The organism is Alkalimonas mucilaginosa, from assembly GCF_036327005.1.
GTDB classification, from domain to species: Bacteria; Pseudomonadota; Gammaproteobacteria; order Enterobacterales; family Alteromonadaceae; genus Alkalimonas; species Alkalimonas mucilaginosa.
In genome coordinates this window covers 306,798-328,415 of sequence record NZ_JAUGZK010000001.1, presented here as the reverse complement: position 1 = coordinate 328,415, position 21,618 = coordinate 306,798, and the positions used below count along the sequence as shown (strand labels likewise).

Below are 21,618 nucleotides of genomic sequence, written 5' to 3'. Positions count from 1 at the left end.
CTGATGTGGCAAAAATTACTAACCTGGCTGTACATTGCCGGCTTGATGTTGCTGCACAATAGCTTCAACAATCCGTTGGCAAGCTTGGCCATCACCATAGGGGTTGTGTGCTACACTCATTTGTTGATACCAGCTTGCATCATCCATTAACCGGGAAACTTCCCGAATGATGGTTTCTGTATCCGTCCCGACCAATACCACAGTTCCCGCTGTCACAGCCTCCGGTCGCTCCGTAGTATCACGCATCACCAGTACCGGCTTACCCAGCGATGGAGCTTCTTCCTGGATCCCACCTGAGTCGGTTAATACCAAATACGACTGGCGCATTAAATAAACAAATGGCAGGTAATCCTGCGGCTCTATCAAATGCACATTGCTTTGTTCGCCGAGTAAACGAAACACCGGCTCACGCACGTTCGGGTTTAAATGGACCGGGTAGACAAAATCACACTCTGGATAACGGCTTGCCAGCACTTTAAGCGCAGCACAGATATTTTCAAAACCAGAGCCAAAGCTCTCGCGGCGATGGCCAGTAATAAGCACCATCCGCTTTTGCGCTCCCCCCCATGGCAGTTGTTTAGCCAGTTCGGCAAAATTTTCTGGGGTATCATCAAACTTTGCCACCACGGATAACAGTGCATCTATCACTGTATTCCCGGTGACCCAAATGGTACCGTCGTCTTTGCCTTCGGCTAACAAGTTCTGACGGGCAGTTTCTGTGGGGGCAAAATGCAGCTTAGTAATAACTCCGGTTAACTGACGGTTGGCTTCCTCCGGCCAGGGACTGTAGAGATTACCGGTACGAAGGCCAGCTTCCACATGACCGACTGCTATCTTTTCATAATAACAGGCCAATGCTGTGGCAAAGGTGGTACTGGTATCGCCATGCACCAAAACCAAGTCTGGCTTGAACTCGCGCAACACAGCTTTAATGCGCTCAAGAATATGCATGGTGACATCAAACAAATCCTGCCCGGGTTTCATGATATTGAGATCATAATGAGGCTCTATTTCAAACAGAGCCAGAACCTGGTCCAGCATTTCGCGGTGCTGCCCCGTCACGCATACTCTGTTATCAATATGAGCAGCAGCATTGAGCGCATTGACCAAAGGTGCCATTTTAATGGCTTCCGGGCGGGTTCCAAACACAGTTAAAGTTTTCAACATCAATTCAGCTTCCTTGTTGGCGACTTGCAATCAGCCAGTCACAGATGTTAAAGGCTATCCAATTGATACAGCGGTAAGCTGTGCAAGGCATCTGTAATAGCTGTAACCAATTGATTGTATGCTTCTGACTCGATTGTATCAAAGTCTTCTCTAAAAGTATCGTAAGCAATCCCCTCAGGAAAAGCTCTGAAATCGGGCAATACATCAGCGTCGGTCAGATGTGTCGCCACAATAAAGCGCTGCAAGGCTGCTGCACTTTGCTCCGAACCAAGCGCAATTTCTGCAAAACGCACCCCTGCAATATCTGCCAGAAGATCAACAAAGCTAAAGCCGCTACCGCCAGGGTTTGCATCCAGTAACTCTTTCATTTCTCCGGCTAAATACCCAATATCCTTGTTGGTAAGGGTTTTTATCGCGGCAGAATACACAAAGTGCTGTTGTAGATCGAGTCGACCAGCTAAAGTGACTCGTGGTGGTGCCGTTGCATAGCGATTGTTGCTTCGTATATCCCCTAATAAAAGCTCAAACTTGGATGTCCCAAAAAACACAGCCAGTGCCAGCAGTGCGGCCTGATTCTCGGCTACTGCCGAGCCTTGCTGGGCGCGCCTGGCGGCTTCGATAAACAGCACATTTAAATAATCAGACAAGTTTGCGTTCTCTGCATGGTGTCTCGCCAGGAGCTGATAATAATGTTGGATATGTTTAGGATCACCATAAGGTTGCCACTGCTCACGCAGCCTGGCAACTTGTCCAAGCTGCAATTGCTCTGGTAACTGGTAGCGGACCATCAAAACATCTTGCTCAAAGGATACTTCCTGAATGGCTGCAAGCAGCTGGGTTGCGCCAACTGGCTGCAGGTAATAATTACCAACCCACTCAACCAGACGCAATGTCAAAGCCCCCGAAAGCCGTAACTGCCCTATCCGCACCTCATGCACTGCAAGTCCTTGCTTTGATGGTAGCAACAACGCAGACACATTCAAAAACAGCCTGTCTTGCATCACTGGCATGCTGACAGCAGCCAACAATTGCTGGTTGCCGATATTCACCCGTCCATGAACTGCAGGGTAAAGTCGCCTGGCAATGGCAATTAAAGCATTGGCTTCATCCGAGGTGATTGTTAGCTCCGTCTTGCCATAAGCTTGACGTAAACGCAGTGCGAGTTGCTCAGCACTATGCGCAGTTTCCGGTGTAACACTATAACTACTAACGACCAAAGGCCTGGTTTGCAAAGCAAGTACCAACAGCGCCAACAGAGCAATCAATACAGCAAGAAAAAACCAGCCACAGATTTTGAGTAACTTATTCAAACATATGCTCCAGGCTCTAAATACATCTATTTGTTTGTCATTAATATACTTTCATGCCCGTTGCGACTACAAAGCACAGTGAATGTCTGAACGCTTTAACAGGGTTATCATTGACCTTTGACAAGCGATAGTTTAGCCTAATCCAACGCTGTTATTAAAGGATTAATACCGTGGTTCAAAAGGAGACTTCCAACAGTGCACCTCAGGCATTTGCTGTTCTCATCCCTGCTATCTGCATTTTCCTGCTTTTTTTCCTGGTAAACCCAACAATTCTGGCAGATTTTCGTACATACAGCTTTGATGATGGCACCTATTCACACGCTTACCTGATTCCGTTCGTGATAGCTTACCTGTACTGGCGGGCCTGGAAACAACAACAACTGGTACTAAGCTGGAACAGTGTTTTTTTTGCGTTGTTTATCAGCAGTCTTTTTGTGTTCTTGTTACTGCAATTAGCACAGCAAAACATTGTAAGCCGGCTGCTACTCCCTCTGGTGCTCATCTTTGCCTTGCTAAGTCTGTACCGACGAAATAGCAGTGTTATCGTACCTGCTGCTTTAGTTTGGTTTATTACGCCAATTTGGGGAGCTATTAACGGTATTTTACAAAAAATATCGGTACTAGCTGTGACCGAAATTATGCGCTGGACTCATGTGCCAACCTTTGTCGACGGCAACTTCATCCATATTCCTGCTGGCACCTTTGAGATTGCAGATGGGTGCAGTGGCTTGCGCTACTTTATTGTTTCACTGGCACTTAGTGTTATTTTTTCATTTTTAAATTTAAAAAGGGCTCGCAGTATCCTGCTTTTTTTTACCGTAGCAATTCTGGGTTCATTAATCACCAATTGGATTCGCATTGTCTTACTGATACTGATTGGCGATTATACCGAGATGCAGAGCTCACTGATGGAGGATCATAATACCTTTGGCTGGTACCTCTATGTTCCCTTTATAGCATTACTTTTTTATTTTGGTAGTTTTTTGGACCGTGACAAGGCACTGCAGCCATCACCACAAGCTGCGTCAACTCTGACGCTGCAACGAGGTCACTATGTACTGCTATTTACTCCCTTGCTTGTACTTTCAACACTGATGGTGAATTTGGTGACACAATCGTCACCTTTGTATAGCGTAGCAGCTATTGATGTGACTGCAGAGCCACAAAGCCATTCGTTCAAAACCATTAGCCCACAGATTTTTGTAGCCGATCATCACGTTCATAAAGAGCAGCAAGCTGGTTTGCATAAGGTATTTTTCCAACACTACAGTTTTAGTGGCAGCGATGACGCGCGCCGCTCGAATTATTACCTTAACAACATGCTTCCTGCAGGCTGGAGGCAGCAAAAGTTGATGGCAACAGCAGAAGGGGCATGGCTATGGGCCCAAGCTCCATCTGGGCAGACTGGCCTGATCTATTACTGGCACCAAATCGGTAATCAAAGGACTGTTTCAGGATTAAAAATGCGGCTGTACCGGCTACAACAAGCACTCTGGTTGAATCAGGAAACAGAGTTATACTGGTATTTCATTTATTGTGACAATGACCAATGTGTGACAGAGCAACAGATCCTGTCGCAGCTGATTCAGTCATAGATCAAGTACGTATCATCGTTAAGAATAATTTTAAGGAGCAGTATCATGCAGTTAGTTTCGAAAGTGGCAGTTATCGGCTTAGGTTACATCGGACTACCTACTGCTGCTGTCATTGCATCGAGAGGCGTACAAGTCCACGGTGTAGACATTTCCCAACATGCTGTTGATACCATTAATCAAGGCAAAATTCATATTGTTGAGCCTGATCTGGATATGTTGGTTCAAGCTGCAGTATCGACCGGCAAACTGCGCGCTGCCACCACTCCTGAAGCAGCTGATGTCTTTATGATTGCAGTACCGACCCCCTTTAAAGGCGATAAGAAACCAGATTTAAGCTACATAGAAGCGGCAGTACAAAGCATTGCACCTTTTATTGAAAAAGGCAATTTGGTGATACTGGAGTCTACATCCCCGGTGGGGACAACAGAAAAAATATCGCAATGGCTAGCCGATCTGCGGCCGGATCTCACCATGCCACATCAGAATGCAGATCAATCGGATGTAGCCATTGCACATTGTCCTGAGCGAGTGCTGCCTGGCAGAGTACTGCAAGAACTGGTAAGTAATGATCGTATCATTGGCGGTATCAGTGACCGTTGTGCACAGCAGGCCATGGCACTCTATCAGCTTTTTGTTCGAGGGGAATGCTTACTGACGGATGCCCGTACTGCTGAGATGGCAAAACTAACAGAAAACTCATTTCGCGATGTCAATATTGCCTTCGCCAATGAGTTATCCATGATCTGTGATCAACTAAAAATAAATGTCTGGGATCTTATTCAATTGGCAAACCGCCACCCTAGGGTGAATATCCTAGCTCCCGGCCCAGGAGTCGGTGGGCACTGTATTGCGGTAGATCCCTGGTTCATAGTCGATTCAGCACCAGAACAAGCAAAAATGATTCGATTAGCTCGTGAAGTGAATGATACGAAACCACACTATGTGATAAACCGGGTGAAAAAAGCCGCTGATGAATTTAAAAAACCAGTGATTGCTTGCCTGGGCCTTGCTTTTAAAGCCGATATTGATGATTTACGTGAAAGCCCGGCTTTGGATATTGCAATTGAGCTCACTGAACAACAAGTTGGTGAGGTTTTATGGGTCGAACCGAATATCCACTCATTGCCCAAACACTACCAGAAATTTAGCCAACAAGTAGTGAGCCTGCATGAAGCGTTAGAGCGTGCACACATTCTGGTAGTATTGGTCGATCACAAACAATTTAAGTCGTTAAAACCTGGCGATGTAGCGGCCAAAGTCGTTATTGATACCAGAGGCTTGTTCGGATAACTGCCTCCCAAAGGAGAACACAATGAAAACAACAAGGTTAATCCCAAGTCTGGCACTGCTGGCCGTACTTACTGCTTGCAGCAAAAAAGACAGTGCAGAACATTACCTGGATGCACAAAACTACATTGCCAGCCATCAGTACAGCGCAGCCATCATCGAGCTACGCTCAGCTATTCAACAAGACCCGGATAATTACCGCTTCCGCTTAGCTCTTGGCCAGGCATTACTACTTAGCGGTGATGTCGCCAGTGCAGAGCGTGAACTGGAACGGGCACTGCGCTATGGCGCTCCGGCAGAAGAAGTCGCTTTTGATTTAATGCATACTCATTATTTGGTAGGCAATTATCCGGCGGCCATAGAGCTATTAGCGGAGAACCACGAATTATCTGCTCGCACCCGGGGCTTACTCGACAGCTTCCGAGCTTTATCTGAAGTCGAGTTAGGAGACTCGCCAGCTGGTTTATTGCATTTTGAGCAGCTATCCGGCTCGACCTATGCCGATATTGCTGCTTTTGCTAACGCCCATCTAAAGCTGGCGGCGGAGGAGGCAGAGCAGGCGCTGACCCAACTGTTGGCTATTGATGATAGCAGTGAGCTGTATGCCGAAGCGCTATACCTGCAAGGTAAAATCCACCTCGCCAGCAATGATATTTTATCGGCCATTACCCACCTGAAGCACTATACTGAGCGCACGCCTACCGCTCACCTTGCTCGCTTATTGCTGGCCCAGGCTTATGTCCGGGATGGTCAGTTTGCCGAAGGAGAACAGCACCTGAAGAGTATTTTGCGTATTTTCCCTGAACAACCGATGGCCAACTATTTACAGAGTATTATCAGTTTTCAACGTGAAGACTTTGCCGCAGCCAAAGAGCAAAGTGAAAAAGCCATTCGTTCACCACAAATAAGTAGCAGAGCCCGTATTATTGCTGCCCTATCCTCCGTGCGTCTTGGCCTGGAGTCTCAAGCACTGAACTTTCTGACGCCCATTCGTGATCAGCTGCATTCGGTGCCAGATGCGCAGCGCTTGTATGCTGTTTTGCAGTTGCGTGTTGGCGAAACCGAAGAAGCGCGCAGGATCTTAGCCAGCTTGCCTGAGGAAGAACAAAACCTGCAACTGATTGCCAATACCGCTTTTGAACTGGTACGAAAAGGTGCGACAGATTCGGCGCAAGACTTAATCAGCCAATACGAGCAACACTCAGCACGCGATGCAGCCAGCTTAACCACATTGGGTACCATAAAACTTGGCATTGACGGACAACGCGAGGCTGGCATTCGCGATCTGGAGCAAGCTCTGACACTGGATCCATCGGTGAACCAGACACGTCTGGTGTTAGCCATGACCTACCTGCAGCAAGGTGACTTTGACAAAGCATCTGAGCTAGCTGAGCAGTGGCTTGAGGATGAAGAAATGCAGGTTGCGGGTTATAACCTGCAAGCCTATGCGTTATTCCTGCAACAACGTTTTGATGAATCCTTAGCTCGCTCAGGCAAAGCTCTGGCGGTGAAGCCATTGAACCCCTTCTCCTCCTTGCTCCAGGCGATGGTCCGGGTGCAGGAAGGCAACCTTGAACAGGCGCAGCAACAACTAAGAACCATGCTGGATGAATATCCGGAATACCTGGCAGGATTAGAGCAGTACTATGCCATTAGCAGGGCGCGTCAAGACACGACCGATGCCACCCGGCGTATAGAGCGGTTATTTGCACAAAGTGAAAACATCTACCCAGTCCGTTTATTGCGGGCTCGTGTGGCTCATGATCAACGAAATTTTCAGGATGTTATTCGCATCCTTGAAGGTGCCTCGATTCAAAGCCAGGATATCCCTGCCCTGCATCATTTAATTTTGATCGAATCACAGCAACAACAAGGCAACTTGTCTGCTGCTGTCCGACTGGCTGAGCGCTGGCACCGCCAACAACCAGGCAATGCTCAGGCTGGCTACGCTTATGCCAACGCGTTGGCACTAAATAATGAGCGCGAGTCTGCACTGGAACTGTTAAACCGCTTGCTGGTTGATCATCCGGGGCATCCCTCCCTGGTCGTCGCACAAATTACCTTACTGGCCCAGCTGGACCGGCTGGATCAAGCTATCGCAGTGATCAATAACCTACCGTCGGCAACAGCACAGAGCCCACAACTCCAGTTCGTCAAAGGCAGGCTGCTCCTGATGAAAGGTGATCGCCCCGCCTCACTGCAAGCCTTTCAAAACAGTTATGCAGCAACGCCTACCCATGAAACAGCTGTATTTATTGCGCTTAATATCGTTGCACTGCAATCAGAGCAACAGGCCGTGTCTTTTTTACAGCAACACATGGATCAACACGGCTCTGATCAGGGATTGGATACTTATTACGCCACTCTGCTGTTAAAAACAGATGCAGAGCGTTCAAAAGCAATGTATCACCAGTTATTGCAGACTGAGCCGAATAACGTAGTAGCCCTGAACAATTATGCCTGGTTGCTCAGTGAAAATAATCAACCAGCCGAAGCAAAACCCTATGCTGAACGCGCTATGGAGTTGGTTCCAAACCATCCGGATATCATAGATACTTACGGTAAAATATTGATGAAATTGAACCAACCCGAAAAAGCTCTGGCTCAATTTGAGCGTTCTTTGGATCTTCGGCCAGCTCATGCCGAAGTAATGCTTAATTATGCAGAAGCGCTGGGCAAAACCAATCAGGCCAGCAAGGCACGCGATGTACTATCGCAAGTACAAAGTGAGGATCCAACCATCATTGAACGTAAGTCACAATTGCAGCAACAACTGCAGTAATCATTTACCCTTTACGTATTAGGAAAAGGGCCGCTTGGCCCTTTTCCTCTTCCAGCCAGCATGGTGTAGTTTTGCAGTCAGTCAGCGCGGTTTCTACGATTTAAGCAATCTCAAGAGCCAGTGGAGTTTCTGATGCCAGTTCAGCATCAACAATTTTACGCACTCTTTCAAAGAAAGGCTTGAACAGCGGCTTAATGTTTGTAAGTAAATCGTCTTTATACAATATAAAGGCCTGCCGCGAGCCATGGTAATCAATCAGCTGTCCAGCTGGCTGAAAATAGATCCCAGCCCGGTTCAGATGCTTCATTAATCTGGGCTCCATCATCGCTATCATGGATTGAATGGCATCACACTGTTGATAAAAAGCGGCCAAAGCGAAATACAGGCAGGTAGCAATGTGAGGAAAGTTTACCCGTTCCTCTGGGCTGAAATGACAAACTCGTTGTTCCAGGTTCATCGGATGGTCAACAGGAATACACCGTCTAAATACAGCAGGAATCGCAATACGGGATACCTCAGCATAGTCACCACGTCGCAAGCCCATGGCTGTGATCACGCTTGGATCCAATGCGTGCCGACAAAACAGTTCCGATGGTAAGGGTTGTTTATGCCCAAACATATCAAAGGGCACAACACATCGGGCAGTACCAGCAGCAAGACCAGTGCGCTTGTGGCGAATCAAAAAGTGCTGCGAGTGCGGGTCAAAGCGATCACGCTCCAGTGGCTGCAAAAACTGGCTTTTATCTTCATAGCCAAGCTCATCGCAGTACACTTGATAGCGCACTTTGTAGACCTCACGCTTTAATGCAGGTGTCGTTGCCAACACCAGCTCAAAGCAATCAAAGAAGTTGCTAATAACTTACCCCTCAAAGAATTCCGTACGTACCCGCTGAATAACTCGCTGCACCGGCACCATGCATAAAGCCAAAGCACCTTATCGGCCCGTTAGGTACCAAATCAGTCTCTTCCCTGAGGTTTCTTGTTGCGCTACTTTTATAAGAGGTCACAATATAACCTAAAGCTATCTATAAAAAAACACTTTTGATGGTTGCTTAAAACGTCTAATTTTTTTACACCTCCCACCCCAAACCCTATAATACTGCAGCAAAATCAAGCAATTAAATATTGGCACAGTGCATGCATTGTTATCAATGAAGTTCGGATAACTAATTTGTTCAGGAGAACACCATGAAATTAAAAATAGCTTTAGGTTTAGCTGCTCTGGTCAGCACCTCTGCCGCAGCAACCCCCTTCTTTCTTGATATGAATGTAGATTACGGCGGCAATGCCAATACTGCCAATGGTGCCACCACCACTGGTTGGCTGGACGAGCTGCAGTTTGCATACAACTCTTGGTCAACTGTCGTCGATAGTAACGGCAACGGCACCATTGATGCAGGTGATGTCATTACCTCTACCGGCGGTTTGCTGGGTAGTGGCTTTAACTTTGGTTCAGACTTCAGCAATAACATGTTCACCTCGTTATTGCCAGTTCAAACCGGTCCTATTGGCCCAAGCAACAACAACTACCTGAACTCATGGAACCTAGCTTTTGGTTTCAATGATCTGGTAGGTACAGTTCAGGGCGATGGCAGTGTAAACTGGAACTCTGGTACCATCTCCATGTTCGTGACCACTGACTTAGGTGGCTGCATCGGCAGTGCCAGCCTGAGTTGCTACACTCAGGTGTTCGATATGAACGTTACTTTTGGTGGTGATATTGGTAACGGCACCATCATTCAGGGCTACCTGGATAACTTTAACAAAACCGATCAAATCAATGGTGTCGATGCAGGCAGCATCTTCTGGACCGACTACCAGGGTGCCAATACCAGCTTCTCTGACATTTACGATGATCAGTTCCTGGCTGGTATGGCTGAAATGTTCCGCTTCATTGTAGACCAAAACACTCAGGCCCTGCCAAATGTGATTGGTTATGATGGCACCACCTTCACTTTGGCAAAAGCAACCCACAGTGGTCGTGTCTCTTTCTCTGTACCAGAGCCTACCTCACTGGCCATCTTAGGCTTGGGTTTATTGGGTATGGGTTTCCGTGGTCGCATGAAGCGCCGCGCTTAACGATTAAACTCCATTTCATGGTGACTATAAAACCCCGCAGTGCGGGGTTTTTTATTAGCAAGATGCCAGGTAATACAAAATGGCATCGCAATAAACATCTGATGGATAGACTTACAAATAACTGGCAAGCAACTGTAGACAGAGTTAGTCGTGACTAACCAAACGTTTCAAGGTACGGAACATAAACTTTTGCAGTGGGTTCCTGTTACCCCCTGGGCGCCAGGTTTTAATTAACTTATTTCGATACGCATCAAAGTGCAAACCACGAGGTGCATAGATCACATCACCACGCTGTAGCAACAGCTTTAATACATTGGTGCAAAGCACACCAGCAGCAAGCGAAATGCCCATACAAGTAGAAGGGACCTTTTTACGCAGGAAGTTGACTGAGGAGCGCTCAACCAAATAGTGGCGCTGCTGCAACGATGGCGACACCCCGATCACAAAGCGAATAATATTATCACGGAAAATCTCGTCCTTGCGCTGCTGACTATCACCGGGTTGAGGATCCTGAATATGAAAGTAATCATCAAAGCTCATACCGCCAGGCCTGAACACCAACATGGATGTTCCCATCCCCATAGGGGCGGCAGTGATCGCTGGAATGCCTTTTTCGTAGCAACGTCGGAAAACTTTACGGCGTATCTCCAGTGCAAAAATATCAAGGCTATCAATGTATACATCCACACCATCAAGAAAATCTTCTAAGTTGTCATCCGTTACACCCGAAGTAAAGTTCTTAATCTGGGCATCAGGGTTAATACCACGCAACGTTTCTTCCATTACCTCCGCTTTAGCACGACCAACGGTTGCCATGCAGGCTCCGGCCTGACGATTAAAATTGGCGATATCGTAGTGATCTAAATCGGAAATATGGAAGCTGCCAATACCTAGCCGCGCACAAACAATCGCATGATCGCCACCAACGCCTCCCAATCCACCAATAGCAACTTTGGACTGACGTAATTGCTCCTGCTCTTGCTGTGTCACCCAGCCTATATTGCGGGAAAATGCTTCCTGATAGTTAAACATAGAGTCCTCTTTATTCGTTCACACGAAACGAAGCCTTCACGAAGGCGATAACCGCCAGCCTAAAGCCAAATCCCCCTCCGGCTGATTGAGCGTACCCGGCATTCCCCCACTCTGAATTAAGTCATGTTCCACCGACTCCAGTAGCTTGACATAACCACTACTAAGCGTATTAGGCAATTCACGCGCATCAATGTAATAAGGCGCCCGCTTGCCATGAAACTCAATCAACTTGCCGATGGATTGAAATTTAATGCCAACGAAGGTCAAGCTTCTGGCCAGCCTTGGCTCCATCATCACAAAAACATGGTGGCGTTTACTGCGAATGGCCATGGCCGTCGCCGCCATGTACAGACAAATCGCAATGTAAGGGAAACAACGCAGTTCAGTTTCGGAGAAAACCTGCTCGTTAATAGCACCGGTTGCAGCGCCTTTAAATTTATCAATGGCACGCTTTCGAAACCCCTCAGGCACAGCAAGTCTCGACATTTCACAAATAGAATCACGAGGAAAACACGAGGGTGCTAGTTCTGGATGATCAATCGCATGGCTGCAAAACTTTTCCAGAGGTAAAGGTTGGTGTTGATCCTGAGTAGTGATTAAGCGGACGGTACCGGCCATTTTTTTCGAGCTCAGGTGACGTATAAAGCAGTGTACCGCACGATCATCAAACTCGTCACACTCCTCATAGCTGTCTTTAATATCCTCAAAATGAAGCTCTTCGCAATACACCTGATGCCGTAGCTGATACACTTCGTGCTTCAGTTCGTCCGTGGTAGCTATTTGTGGCTTTAAATACTGCGAAAAATGCCGTGAAATGACTTTAGCATCATTACTTGCTAATGATGCCATCGCTTTTTTCACCACCCCACCAATCACAGGCTTGTCCGCCAGGCTCTTTAACTTTTTCATTGTCCGTAATTTGTGTTTTGCATTCAGTTAGGATTCATCTAAGTATGGCCTGAGTTTATTGCCGAAGCCAGTTTAATTTTACAGGAATAACATCCATCGTAGTCTGGTAGCCAAGTCGTAGCAAATGCAGCTTGGTTTCCAACGATAAACTAAAGTCGACCGATGAAACATCACCCGTATTGATCAGTACGGTACTGTGCCAGTACTCGGCGTGTACATACTCTCTGGACACAGCATTCATAAAGGTTTGGATTAGCATATTAATGTACGAAACGATTGGGAAAAGTCTATTCTTCTGGACCGGTTTTTCCTCAGCATCGCTTTTTAAACGAAAGCAAATTACCGGGACATGACGGCCAGACCAATCTTTATGCAGCGCATCTTCAGACAAGATCACACCATCGGCCATCACATGATGTTGGAAATCTTTAAAAGAGAACAGCAGAGGTATCGACATGGAATAACGAATCGCCTGGGATACTTTAAGAGCTGGCGTCAGTGCTTTGTTAAATACCACAGGACCACCACCGTTAATATCAGTGGCAAGCACATGCAGATCCAGCTCCAGATCTGCGAAGGTTCTGCCTGCCAGTTTTTCATCCAGCCACTTTTCGAAGCGATTGCCATCAGACAAGCCTCCGGTCCGAAGCAGCGACCAGAAAGAGATTTCTTTAAATTGACGGAAATCGGTGTCCATGGCCAGCACTTTGATGGCATCCAGCTTCCAACCGGCAGCATACAAGGCGGCTACGATGCTGCCACCAGAAACCCCTACTAAATGATTAAAATGCAATCGCATCTCTTTTAAAGCCATCAGAATGCCAATGTAGCAACAAAGGCGGGTACCTCCACCAGAAAAAATGGGCACAATTTCACGCTCTAACGGCTGTACCAGCATGCTGACATCCTGACTTGGTGATGAATAATGTTGGTCTCTTTGGGCAAAAGTGACACAATGGGATACACTGTTCACTGTGTATCTGCATAACCAGTTTAGACCAAGGATGATAAAAATGCGTTTGCTGCTCGTTGGGATTTTTTTTATTAGCTGCTCGCTTCAAGCTTCGCAGTTAGTTGACCTCATACCTCAAGTGAAACCCTCGGTTGTTGCCATCGCCATTCATAATCCAACAGCCTCCCCCAGAGTCAACTTTATTGGCACAGGCTTTGTGGTGGGTAATGGTAAACAGGTAGTCACGAACTATCATGTGATTGGCAGAACCTTGGATGAGTCACGTCGCGAAGAGTACGTTGTCATTTCCGGCTCTGCGCGCGATATCACCATGCATCGCATGGTAAGCCGGCGCAATGCCCCACAGTACGATCTGGCAATTATGGAAATAGAACAAGCCTTACCTGCTCTGAAGCTTGCCAGCGATGCATTGCAACCAGAGGGCAGCCGCATTGCTTTCACCGGTTTCCCCATATCGAGCGTGTTAGGGATTTATCCGGCAACGCATCAGGGGATTATATCTGCCGTCACGCCTGTAGCTATCCCTGCAGATAACTCTCGTGATTTGCATATTCAGGCTCTGCGGCAGTTACGGGAGCCATATTTGGTTTATCAATTGGATGCGACTGCCTACCCGGGCAACAGTGGCAGCCCGCTGATCCATCAGGATACCGGTGAGGTGATTGGTGTGATCAATATGGTGCATGTAAAGTCAACCAGAGAAGCCGTTCTGAGCGATCCCAGCGGGATCAGTTACGCCATTCCGGTGCAGTATGTCCGGCAATTGCTGCAACAGCCCTGAGCAGCGGGTTGCTTATGCAGGAGTTCTGGAGTCAGCTGGCGCTGGATAAAATTGGCTTTAGCCTGACCGCTGCCGGATATTTGTTCTTTTTCGCGTTATTGCTATCCGTCAAAGCACGCAATGTACCCAGAACATTGCTGATTGGCTATACCCTGGTCACAGTCTGCTGGGCCTTGGTTTACGCTCTGGCGGCGCATGCCCCTTACCAATCAAGCTGGTCTATCTGGCTGGAAAACAGCCGGCTGCTGTTACTGATTTTATTTCTCTACGCAGCCTTGCACAACACCCACGCTTTACTTGCCACCTTTTTTCAGCGGAAAGTGGTTTGGCTAAGTTGTCTGCTGCTTATTAGTTGGACCCTTCTGGCTCAGCTAGAAATCCTGCCACTGCATTTGTTGTTGAGCGGCCAATTACTGATATGTATTTTTGTACTGGCTTTGTTAGAGGCTTTGTACCGGCGATCGGGCGAAGCTCGCTGGCAATTTAAGCCTCTGATCATTGCACTGGGCGTCGTTATACTGTTTGATTTTGTGTTGCTGGCGGAGGGCAGCCTGTTCCGTCAGGTAGATGCTCAACTCTGGTCAGCCCGAAGCTTTATCCAATTGCTGATGCTGCCTATGCTGGTTATTGCTGTGCGTCGCATTAAAGCCTGGAATATCCGGGTGTATATTTCACGGGATATCGTGCTGCAAAGCTCATTAGTATTTGGTGCAGGCGCTTACCTGTGTTTACTGGCACTGGCAGGCTTTTATATTCGTTACAGCGGTGGTGCCTGGTCCGAGTTACTACAAGCAATATTTATTGTACTGGGATTTGCCTTACTGACAGCTCTGGTGCTGTCCGATGGCGTGCGACGAAAACTGCGGGTGTTTATTGAGAAACACTTCTTTGAAAATACGTTTGACTATCGGGTCAAATGGCTGGAGCTTACCCATCGGCTACGGCAAATCGATGTCAATAACGACAAGGTGCATCAGGAAACTCTGCAAGCATGGCTACAAGCTATCGGTTATACCCGGGGGATCTTATTACGGTTGGATCCTCAGCCTCGAGCTCTGGCCCGCATAAATCGACCGGAGTTAACGGCTGAAGAGTACCGTATCATAGACGGCTATATCCGCGATCATCAGCACAGCAACTGGATCATTGATTTACAGCAAGCCCATGATCCCTTTGTTCAAGCGATGAAGCTGTCTGCAGCAAACATTGATACACAACTCATTATTCCTATCCGGGCAAAAGATGGTTTGTGGGGACTTTGCCTGTTGAATGCCGAAGCAAACCTACAACTAAAACTAAACTGGGAATTAAAGGATTACCTGATAGCAGTGACCGAGCAAATTGCCAGTTATTTGTTTTTACTTGAGGCCACCAAGCAACTGATGGAAAATGCCCAATTTGCAGCCTTTAGCCGGATGTCTGCCTTTGTGGTCCACGACTTGAAGAATATTACCGCACAGCTTGGTTTATTGCAGAAAAACGCCGAGCGGCACAAAGACAACCCGGAATTTATTGAAGACGCTTTCGAGACCATAGCCGCCAGCAAGCGCCGAATGGATAAAATGCTGGCCCAACTAATGAATAAAGAGCGAACGGATGAGACAGACTCACGTTTTGAAGTAGGTGAGCTGATTCAGCAGTTAATTCATAATCGCTGTCAGGGCCAACATCCTATTCCAACCCTGGCAGAACATGCTCCGGTTTCAATTAGACTGGATAAAGAGCGCTTTGCCAATGTGTTATTTCATCTGATTGATAATGCACAATATGCAACCCCAGAGAATGGCAGTGTCAGCATTGAGCTAAGTCAGAAACGGGACTTCCTCGTTCTTACTATCACGGATACGGGCTGCGGTATGAGCCCTGACTTTATTCAGCAACGATTATTTAAGCCTTTTGACTCGACCAAGGGCAATGCCGGCATGGGCATAGGTGCTTACGATGCCTTGGTATTTGCCCAGCAATCGGGTGGTGCTCTGGAAGTACAGAGTGAGGTCGGCTTGGGGACTACCTTTACCATGCGACTTCCATTAAACTACTAGGTAATAAAGACAAGGATTGTGCAATGAAAACACTGTTAATCGTCGAAGATGATCTCGGTATTCAAAAACAACTAAAATGGAGCCTGCCCGATTACGAGTTGGTATTTGCTGAAGATCGAAGCTCAGCGTTAACTCAGGTGCGCCGCTACGAACCGGCTGTGGTAACCCTTGATCTTGGCTTACCGCCCGATCCCAGCAATGCCAGTGAAGGGTTAGCCTGTCTAACCGATATCCTGGCAATACACCCTGACTGCAAAGTCATTATTATCACCGGCAATACCGACAAAGAGCACGCATTAAAAGCAGTGAATCTGGGTGCTTACGATTATTACCAGAAACCCATCGATCCCGATGTACTGAATGTGATCCTGGCCAGAGCCTTTAAACTAAGTACGCTGGAACAAGAGAATCGTTACTTGCGGCATTCCGGGCTGCATCAACAGGATATTATTGGCAACAGCGATAGCATCTTAAAAGCTTGTCGCATGGTAGAAAAGATTGCCCCAACTGAAATTACTACCTTATTGCAGGGAGAAAGTGGTACTGGTAAAGAAGTATTTGCACGCAGCATTCACAAACAAAGTCCTCGCGCTGAAAAACCTTTTATTGCTATTAACTGTGCTTCAATCCCTGAAAACTTGCTGGAAAGTGAGCTCTTTGGCTATGAAAAAGGAGCCTTTACCGGCGCCAATAAGACCACACTGGGAAAAATTGAGTGTGCCAATGGCGGTACTTTACTGCTGGATGAAATTGGTGATATGCCACTAAGCCTGCAAGCAAAGATGTTGCGTTTTTTACAAGAACGGGTTATCGAGCGCCTTGGTGGCCGGCAGGTAATCGAAGTGGATGTACGGGTGATTTGCGCAACCCATCGTAATCTGGCAGAAATGGTAGCTGAGCAAACTTTCCGGGAAGATCTCTATTACCGTATCAGTGAAATGACCCTGTTTATTCCGCCATTACGGGACCGTGGCCAGGACGTGGTGATCATCGCCAAAGCCTTGCTGCATAAATTCAACCAGGAGTTTAAAACCCAGGTCCACTCGTTGTCGGAAGATGCCATTCAGGCACTGCTTAGCCACCGTTGGCCTGGCAATATCCGCGAGCTGCAGAATAAGCTGAAATCTGCCGTCATTCTGGCCGACAGCAAACAAATTACTGCAAGCGACCTAGGGCTATTACCATCGACAGAAGACCTGGCCCCAAGAACACTGCGCAAAGTGCGGGAAGATGCCGAAACACAAGCCATTCGGGAAGCTTATGCTTTGAGTAACGGCAATCTGTCCAAAACAGCCGACTTACTTGGGGTCACCCGCCCGACCCTGTATTCATTGATCGATAAGTACCGGATGCTTGATCTACGCAACAGCGAAACTAATAATGAGCACTAACCACAACCCTGCTTGTGCTGAATAAAAAACCCGCCATTTGGCGGGTTTTTTATTCAAAAGCAAAAGGTTATAGGTTTACACCTTTTTGCTTGGCTTTTTCGCGAATGTAATCTTCCCAGCTACGGGCCTGCCGTGCTAATGAAGCATCACGACGGGCTTGTTGTGCCGATGCCAAAGCTTGCGGATACTGCTCCAGATAAAAATGGGCATTAACCAAGCTCATATGCACCCGAGCTGTATTTTCTACATTTAACTCCAGAGCACGATTAAACGCAGTGATCGCATTACGATAACGCTGAATATTCAGCAAAGCTTCGCCTTGACGACGGTATGCTTCTGCATCGTTCTCGAGCTGCCCCAAACGGCCATAAAACTCAGCCGCTTTTGCATATTCACGAGCTGCCTGATAGTTACTGGCAGTTGCCAACAAAATCTGGCGATTCTCTGGAATAACACCGGCTTTCATTTTCTCTTCAAACAATGAGGCTGCCTTGTATGGCATTTCGTTGTTTGCAAACATCTGACCGTACATTTGAAAATGAGAACGGGATTCAAGAAAGCCCTGGATATTCGCTACCCTTAACACAGAAAGAGATTTTTGAAAATCTTCCTGCAACTGATAGGTATTACCCAGGAAGAACCACCACTGACCGCTGTCTGGAAACAATGTTACCATTTCTTCCAGCACTGCCGTTGCCTCAGGAATACGCTGCCCTTCAAATAAAGCGGCAAACTTTAGCGTGTAGTAGTTTTCACGAGGTACATCAGACAACGCAATTGCACGATTGATCGGGCTGATCACATTGCCATATTGTTCCAGTTGCTGATAAGCGGCAGCCATCCGGAAATAGACATCGTGTTTTTCTTCCCCAGTAAAATGCATCCATTGCTGGTACGCATCAATTGCTTGCTGATAAGCCTCATTCTGCAAATGCAATTGAGCAATGGTCTCAAGCAAACCAGCCTGATCATTAAAGCTTAAAATATCCGGCTTTGCGGCCCGTTGCAGGTACTCCAACGCTTTTTGATTATCTTCACCAATGTACAACTGGCCGATATAGCGATCAACGAAAGCCCGGTCGAAATCAGAACTGGTTCTGGTATCGAGCAAGACTCTCAAAGCTTCGGCAGTTTTGTCTTCCTGGTACAGATCAAAAGCATTCGAGACCGAACGGCCTGTGCGCTCACTGACGACCTGACTGCGACGATCTTTACGCTCCTGAATACGCTGTTGCTGTTGTGCAGCAGTTTCTGCCAGACTGGCCGGAACATAGAATGAGCCTGCCGTCAGTGCAAGAGCGATTGCCAGAGCTGAGCTGAGTTTTGTTAACTTAGTCATCATCAACCTCCGGCCATATCAAGTGAAAAGTCCAACTGTACCTGCAGACCATGCTGCTGCTGTGGACGACCATCAACAATCTTAGGTTGGTAGCGCCAACGACGAAGTGCACGAATGGCTTCACGGTCAAATACCCGGCGAGGCTCCGCTTCAATTACTTCGACATTATCGACACTACCGTCTTCCATAATGCTAAAGCTTAAACGAACCCACCCTTGCAAACCATCACGAGCCGCTTGCACTGGGTAACGAGGTTCAATCCGGACGATAGGCTGTGCATCACCATCACGCATCAATGAACCTGAAGGGTCACCAATACCACCGGTAGCACCACCTAGATCGATGCCAGGCATATTAAAGCCAACGGCTCCAGACACATCAGTTTGATCCGGTGGCGTCTGTGGCGTTTGTGGCGGTTGTGCCGGTGGTGGTGGCGGTGGCGGCGGTGGTGGTCGCCGTACCTGCACATCCTGATCCGGCGGCGTGGTATTAATTTCTACAACAATCCGCTCTTGCTCGTTATCACGACGCTCCCCGGTCCCTTTGACCAGGGTCGCCATCAACAAGAACAATAGAAACGTTACCACAGCACCAAGAAATAGCGATGTTAGTAAACGTGCCATAGTATCACTGCTCCCCGGCGATTGTGATGATGTAATCACCTGCCGCTTTGATTTGATCCATGACTTCCATTACCCGACCATGCTGGGTTTCTTTGTCTGCCTGAATGATGATGGTATCAGTCGGCGACTCAGCTACCAGACGTTCGATGTTCGCAGCAACCCGCTCTACATCAACCATCCGGCGATCCATCCAGATCTCACCATTCGGACGAATGGCAATAAAGATGGTTGCACTTGGTCTTTGCTCTGCCTGAGTCGACTCAGGTTTATTGACATCAATACCCGCTTCCTTGACGAAGGAAGTAGTCACGATAAAGAAGATCAACATAATGAAAACGATATCCATCATCGGCGTAATGTCGATTTGGGCCTCATCGTCTTCACGAATACGTTTACGTGCCATAAAAATCTCTCTTTAATGATGCGGTAAGCTATCAATCAAGCTTGCTTTTTCCCGCTTTGCTCTGATCTCTAACCGCGAGCTGAAAAAGACCCCGGAAAGTGCAGCCACCATTCCTGACATCGTCGGGATAGTCGCCATGGAGATACCAGACGCCATGGTTCTTGGGTTACCTGTGCCCTGAGTGGCCATCACGTCAAAGACGGAGATCATCCCGGTTACAGTCCCAAGCAGTCCAATCAACGGACACATAGCGACCAGTGTCTTTATCAGCAGCATATTCTGGTCAATTTTTGTTGTAGCTTCAGAAATCCAGGTATCACGGATTTTATGAGCATACCAGGAGGTGGTGTCCTCGCGCGCATCCCAACGGGAAATAATGGCTTTCTTTTCCTTTGGAAACACCGCTTTCAGATACCAGTAGCGCTCTAACATCAGAAACCACATGATGAAGAGCACCAGGGCGACAATGTACAAGACATTGCCCCCGGTATGAATAAAATCCTGTACCGATTCCCACAGCTCAATCAGCTGGAGCATCATTAGGCTTTCTCCTTCTCCGCATGAGCAGCAATGATACCTGCGCTTTGCTCATCCAGAACGTGAAGTACAGACTTAGCTTTTGAAGCAACAATGCTATGAGCGAAGATCAGTGGCAATGCCGCGATCAAGCCAAGTGCAGTGGTCACCAAAGCCAGAGAGATATCACCTGCCATCAGTTTCGGGTCACCAGTACCGTACAGCGTGATGGTTTGGAACGTCATAATCATACCGATAACAGTACCCAATAGACCCATCAAAGGTGCTACTGCTGCGAACAACTTGATCATACCAATACCACGCTCAACTTTTGGTGTTTCACGCAGAATGGCTTCGTCCAGTTTCAGCTCCAGGTTTTCCACATCTGCAGTTTTGTTGCTGTGGTATACCTTCAGGATACGGCCCAACGGGTTGCCATCAGACGGATTAGACAGGTTCTTCAACTGAGTACGGATCTTACCACCGACCAGAGTCAACACGACAAAACGCTCAATCGCAATCAGCAGGCCAATTACCAGTAAAACAGTGATGAGGTAACCAACAGTTTTACCCTGGTGGTAGTATTCAGACAAAGTCGCGCGTTGCTGGTTCAAACGCAAAATGCTGTTGCCTTTGGTTGGGTCAACAAACAGGTTGGTCAGGTTACCGGCACGGGCACTGTGGAAATCAGATACTGAGTTGTGTACACGTGAAATAGGAGCACGACCTAAAGGTTGTAGCTGGTTGGTGTCGGTATTGAAATACAGATAGTCACGATCTGTAGTCACATGGAAAGCACCGAAACGTGTAACACGTTGCGTCGAGCTACCACCTTCCAGGTTCACAACTTCCGCATCAAAGCTGGCAATTTTTGCCGACTCGACCATCTCGGTCAGCAATGCTACCCACAGGTCTTCCATTTCTGAAATGGTAGGTAATTCAGTTGCTGCCGCCAGACCACGCAATGGCTCATCACGGCCTGGGTATTGTGCACTGATGATAGAGCTGGATACCAGACCAATGGCATTGCTGGCACTACCACGCACCATACCAAACAACTCACCCAGGGTACCCTGAGCAGCGATCAGTTCCTGTTCTTTTTGCGCAATCAAAATATCGTTATCGGCATATTCTTTTTGCAAACGCTCACCGCGAGCTTCCTGGTTAGCCAGCTCACGACGCGCTTCATTGAGCAGACGTTGTTGATCTTGACGGGCATTGATAAAAGCTTGCTCACGCTGCTGATTAACACGGCCTTCCAGTTGACGCTCGCGCTTCACTTGCTCGAGAATTTCATCCAGCTTGGTGCTGGCAGAAACATTGAATGCCAGGCTGGCAGTAGCAGTTACCGCAACAGCAACGATTAGTGATTTAAATAAGGTTCTCATG

The 21,618-nt window shown here is 47.5% G+C and carries 18 protein-coding genes; 7 read left to right on the top strand and 11 right to left on the bottom strand.

Annotated features, from left to right (window positions below; translation table 11 throughout):
* Nucleotides 1–18: 18 nt before the first annotated feature.
* Together wecB and QWF21_RS01420 are read right to left on the bottom strand one after the other, a co-directional pair.
* Nucleotides 19–1,167 carry a non-hydrolyzing UDP-N-acetylglucosamine 2-epimerase gene (wecB, locus tag QWF21_RS01425; protein WP_330086248.1) on the bottom strand — a complete coding sequence of 383 codons (1,149 nt, stop codon included), beginning with the start codon at nt 1,165–1,167 and terminating at the stop codon, nt 19–21.
* 47 nt (nt 1,168–1,214) lie between these two features.
* Nucleotides 1,215–2,477, bottom strand: coding sequence for a hypothetical protein (locus QWF21_RS01420; protein ID WP_330086247.1), 1,263 nt, complete (start codon nt 2,475–2,477; stop codon nt 1,215–1,217).
* Between the two features lie 170 nt (nt 2,478–2,647).
* Between QWF21_RS01420 and xrt the strand changes: the two genes are divergently transcribed.
* From xrt to prsT, 3 genes are read left to right on the top strand one after another with little or no spacing between them, the layout of a single operon-like run.
* Nucleotides 2,648–4,072: an exosortase gene (gene xrt, locus QWF21_RS01415; RefSeq protein ID WP_330086246.1), complete on the top strand. Its 1,425-nt coding sequence runs from the start codon at nt 2,648–2,650 to the stop codon at nt 4,070–4,072.
* Nucleotides 4,073–4,117: 45 nt separating this feature from the next.
* Nucleotides 4,118–5,362 carry a UDP-N-acetyl-D-mannosamine dehydrogenase gene (gene wecC, locus QWF21_RS01410; protein WP_330086245.1) on the top strand — a complete coding sequence of 415 codons (1,245 nt, stop codon included), beginning with the start codon at nt 4,118–4,120 and terminating at the stop codon, nt 5,360–5,362.
* Between the two features lie 22 nt (nt 5,363–5,384).
* Complete coding sequence (gene prsT / locus QWF21_RS01405; protein ID WP_330086244.1) at nt 5,385–8,141, top strand: XrtA/PEP-CTERM system TPR-repeat protein PrsT; 2,757 nt, start codon at nt 5,385–5,387, stop codon at nt 8,139–8,141.
* A 100-nt stretch (nt 8,142–8,241) separates the two neighbouring features.
* Here the strand turns inward: prsT and QWF21_RS01400 are convergent, their stop codons facing one another.
* A complete protein-coding gene (locus QWF21_RS01400) occupies nt 8,242–8,997 on the bottom strand; it encodes a PEP-CTERM/exosortase system-associated acyltransferase (protein WP_330086403.1) in 756 nt (251 codons plus the stop codon).
* Nucleotides 8,998–9,329: 332 nt separating this feature from the next.
* Here QWF21_RS01400 and QWF21_RS01395 point away from each other — a divergent pair, with 332 nt between their 5' ends.
* On the top strand, nt 9,330–10,220 hold the full coding sequence (locus tag QWF21_RS01395) for a PEP-CTERM sorting domain-containing protein (protein WP_330086243.1): 891 nt from the start codon (nt 9,330–9,332) through the stop codon (nt 10,218–10,220).
* A gap of 144 nt (nt 10,221–10,364) precedes the next feature.
* Here the strand turns inward: QWF21_RS01395 and QWF21_RS01390 are convergent, their stop codons facing one another.
* Genes QWF21_RS01390 through QWF21_RS01380 form a run of 3 tightly spaced genes read right to left on the bottom strand, consistent with a single transcriptional unit; the run spans nt 10,365 to nt 13,059 of the window.
* Nucleotides 10,365–11,252, bottom strand: coding sequence for a ThiF family adenylyltransferase (locus tag QWF21_RS01390; RefSeq protein ID WP_330086242.1), 888 nt, complete (start codon nt 11,250–11,252; stop codon nt 10,365–10,367).
* Between the two features lie 36 nt (nt 11,253–11,288).
* Nucleotides 11,289–12,161, bottom strand: coding sequence for a PEP-CTERM/exosortase system-associated acyltransferase (locus QWF21_RS01385; protein ID WP_330086241.1), 873 nt, complete (start codon nt 12,159–12,161; stop codon nt 11,289–11,291).
* A gap of 55 nt (nt 12,162–12,216) precedes the next feature.
* Nucleotides 12,217–13,059: a patatin-like phospholipase family protein gene (locus QWF21_RS01380; RefSeq protein WP_330086240.1), complete on the bottom strand. Its 843-nt coding sequence runs from the start codon at nt 13,057–13,059 to the stop codon at nt 12,217–12,219.
* 193 nt (nt 13,060–13,252) lie between these two features.
* Between QWF21_RS01380 and QWF21_RS01375 the strand changes: the two genes are divergently transcribed.
* From QWF21_RS01375 to prsR, 3 genes are read left to right on the top strand one after another with little or no spacing between them, the layout of a single operon-like run.
* On the top strand, nt 13,253–13,915 hold the full coding sequence (locus QWF21_RS01375) for a S1 family peptidase (protein ID WP_330086239.1): 663 nt from the start codon (nt 13,253–13,255) through the stop codon (nt 13,913–13,915).
* Nucleotides 13,916–13,929: 14 nt separating this feature from the next.
* Complete coding sequence (gene prsK, locus QWF21_RS01370; protein ID WP_330086238.1) at nt 13,930–15,957, top strand: XrtA/PEP-CTERM system histidine kinase PrsK; 2,028 nt, start codon at nt 13,930–13,932, stop codon at nt 15,955–15,957.
* A 23-nt stretch (nt 15,958–15,980) separates the two neighbouring features.
* Nucleotides 15,981–17,348: a PEP-CTERM-box response regulator transcription factor gene (gene prsR, locus QWF21_RS01365; protein ID WP_330086237.1), complete on the top strand. Its 1,368-nt coding sequence runs from the start codon at nt 15,981–15,983 to the stop codon at nt 17,346–17,348.
* Nucleotides 17,349–17,415: 67 nt separating this feature from the next.
* Here the strand turns inward: prsR and QWF21_RS01360 are convergent, their stop codons facing one another.
* From QWF21_RS01360 to QWF21_RS01340, 5 genes are read right to left on the bottom strand one after another with little or no spacing between them, the layout of a single operon-like run.
* Complete coding sequence (locus QWF21_RS01360; RefSeq protein ID WP_330086236.1) at nt 17,416–18,687, bottom strand: tetratricopeptide repeat protein; 1,272 nt, start codon at nt 18,685–18,687, stop codon at nt 17,416–17,418.
* 2 nt (nt 18,688–18,689) lie between these two features.
* Nucleotides 18,690–19,310, bottom strand: coding sequence for an energy transducer TonB (locus tag QWF21_RS01355; RefSeq protein ID WP_330086235.1), 621 nt, complete (start codon nt 19,308–19,310; stop codon nt 18,690–18,692).
* Nucleotides 19,311–19,314: 4 nt separating this feature from the next.
* Nucleotides 19,315–19,713 carry an ExbD/TolR family protein gene (locus QWF21_RS01350; RefSeq protein ID WP_330086234.1) on the bottom strand — a complete coding sequence of 133 codons (399 nt, stop codon included), beginning with the start codon at nt 19,711–19,713 and terminating at the stop codon, nt 19,315–19,317.
* A 12-nt stretch (nt 19,714–19,725) separates the two neighbouring features.
* Nucleotides 19,726–20,250 (bottom strand): MotA/TolQ/ExbB proton channel family protein, encoded by a 525-nt coding sequence (locus QWF21_RS01345; RefSeq protein ID WP_330086402.1) that lies wholly within the window; start codon nt 20,248–20,250, stop codon nt 19,726–19,728.
* 2 nt (nt 20,251–20,252) lie between these two features.
* Nucleotides 20,253–21,617: a MotA/TolQ/ExbB proton channel family protein gene (locus tag QWF21_RS01340; RefSeq protein ID WP_330086233.1), complete on the bottom strand. Its 1,365-nt coding sequence runs from the start codon at nt 21,615–21,617 to the stop codon at nt 20,253–20,255.
* Nucleotide 21,618: the final 1 nt, after the last annotated feature.

What these genes read in the sequence shown, in the direction of transcription:
- QWF21_RS01360 (WP_330086236.1), bottom strand. Translation starts at nt 18,687, where the DNA reads ATGACTAAGTTAACAAAACTCAGCTCAGCTCTGGCAATCGCTCTTGCA.
- QWF21_RS01395 (WP_330086243.1), top strand. Translation starts at nt 9,330, where the DNA reads ATGAAATTAAAAATAGCTTTAGGTTTAGCTGCTCTGGTCAGCACCTCT.
- QWF21_RS01345 (WP_330086402.1), bottom strand. Translation starts at nt 20,250, where the DNA reads ATGCTCCAGCTGATTGAGCTGTGGGAATCGGTACAGGATTTTATTCAT.
- prsK (WP_330086238.1), top strand. Translation starts at nt 13,930, where the DNA reads ATGCAGGAGTTCTGGAGTCAGCTGGCGCTGGATAAAATTGGCTTTAGC.
- QWF21_RS01355 (WP_330086235.1), bottom strand. Translation starts at nt 19,310, where the DNA reads ATGGCACGTTTACTAACATCGCTATTTCTTGGTGCTGTGGTAACGTTT.
- prsT (WP_330086244.1), top strand. Translation starts at nt 5,385, where the DNA reads ATGAAAACAACAAGGTTAATCCCAAGTCTGGCACTGCTGGCCGTACTT.
- QWF21_RS01380 (WP_330086240.1), bottom strand. Translation starts at nt 13,059, where the DNA reads ATGCTGGTACAGCCGTTAGAGCGTGAAATTGTGCCCATTTTTTCTGGT.
- QWF21_RS01340 (WP_330086233.1), bottom strand. Translation starts at nt 21,617, where the DNA reads ATGAGAACCTTATTTAAATCACTAATCGTTGCTGTTGCGGTAACTGCT.
- QWF21_RS01385 (WP_330086241.1), bottom strand. Translation starts at nt 12,161, where the DNA reads ATGAAAAAGTTAAAGAGCCTGGCGGACAAGCCTGTGATTGGTGGGGTG.
- QWF21_RS01390 (WP_330086242.1), bottom strand. Translation starts at nt 11,252, where the DNA reads ATGTTTAACTATCAGGAAGCATTTTCCCGCAATATAGGCTGGGTGACA.
- wecC (WP_330086245.1), top strand. Translation starts at nt 4,118, where the DNA reads ATGCAGTTAGTTTCGAAAGTGGCAGTTATCGGCTTAGGTTACATCGGA.
- prsR (WP_330086237.1), top strand. Translation starts at nt 15,981, where the DNA reads ATGAAAACACTGTTAATCGTCGAAGATGATCTCGGTATTCAAAAACAA.
- QWF21_RS01350 (WP_330086234.1), bottom strand. Translation starts at nt 19,713, where the DNA reads ATGGCACGTAAACGTATTCGTGAAGACGATGAGGCCCAAATCGACATT.
- wecB (WP_330086248.1), bottom strand. Translation starts at nt 1,167, where the DNA reads ATGTTGAAAACTTTAACTGTGTTTGGAACCCGCCCGGAAGCCATTAAA.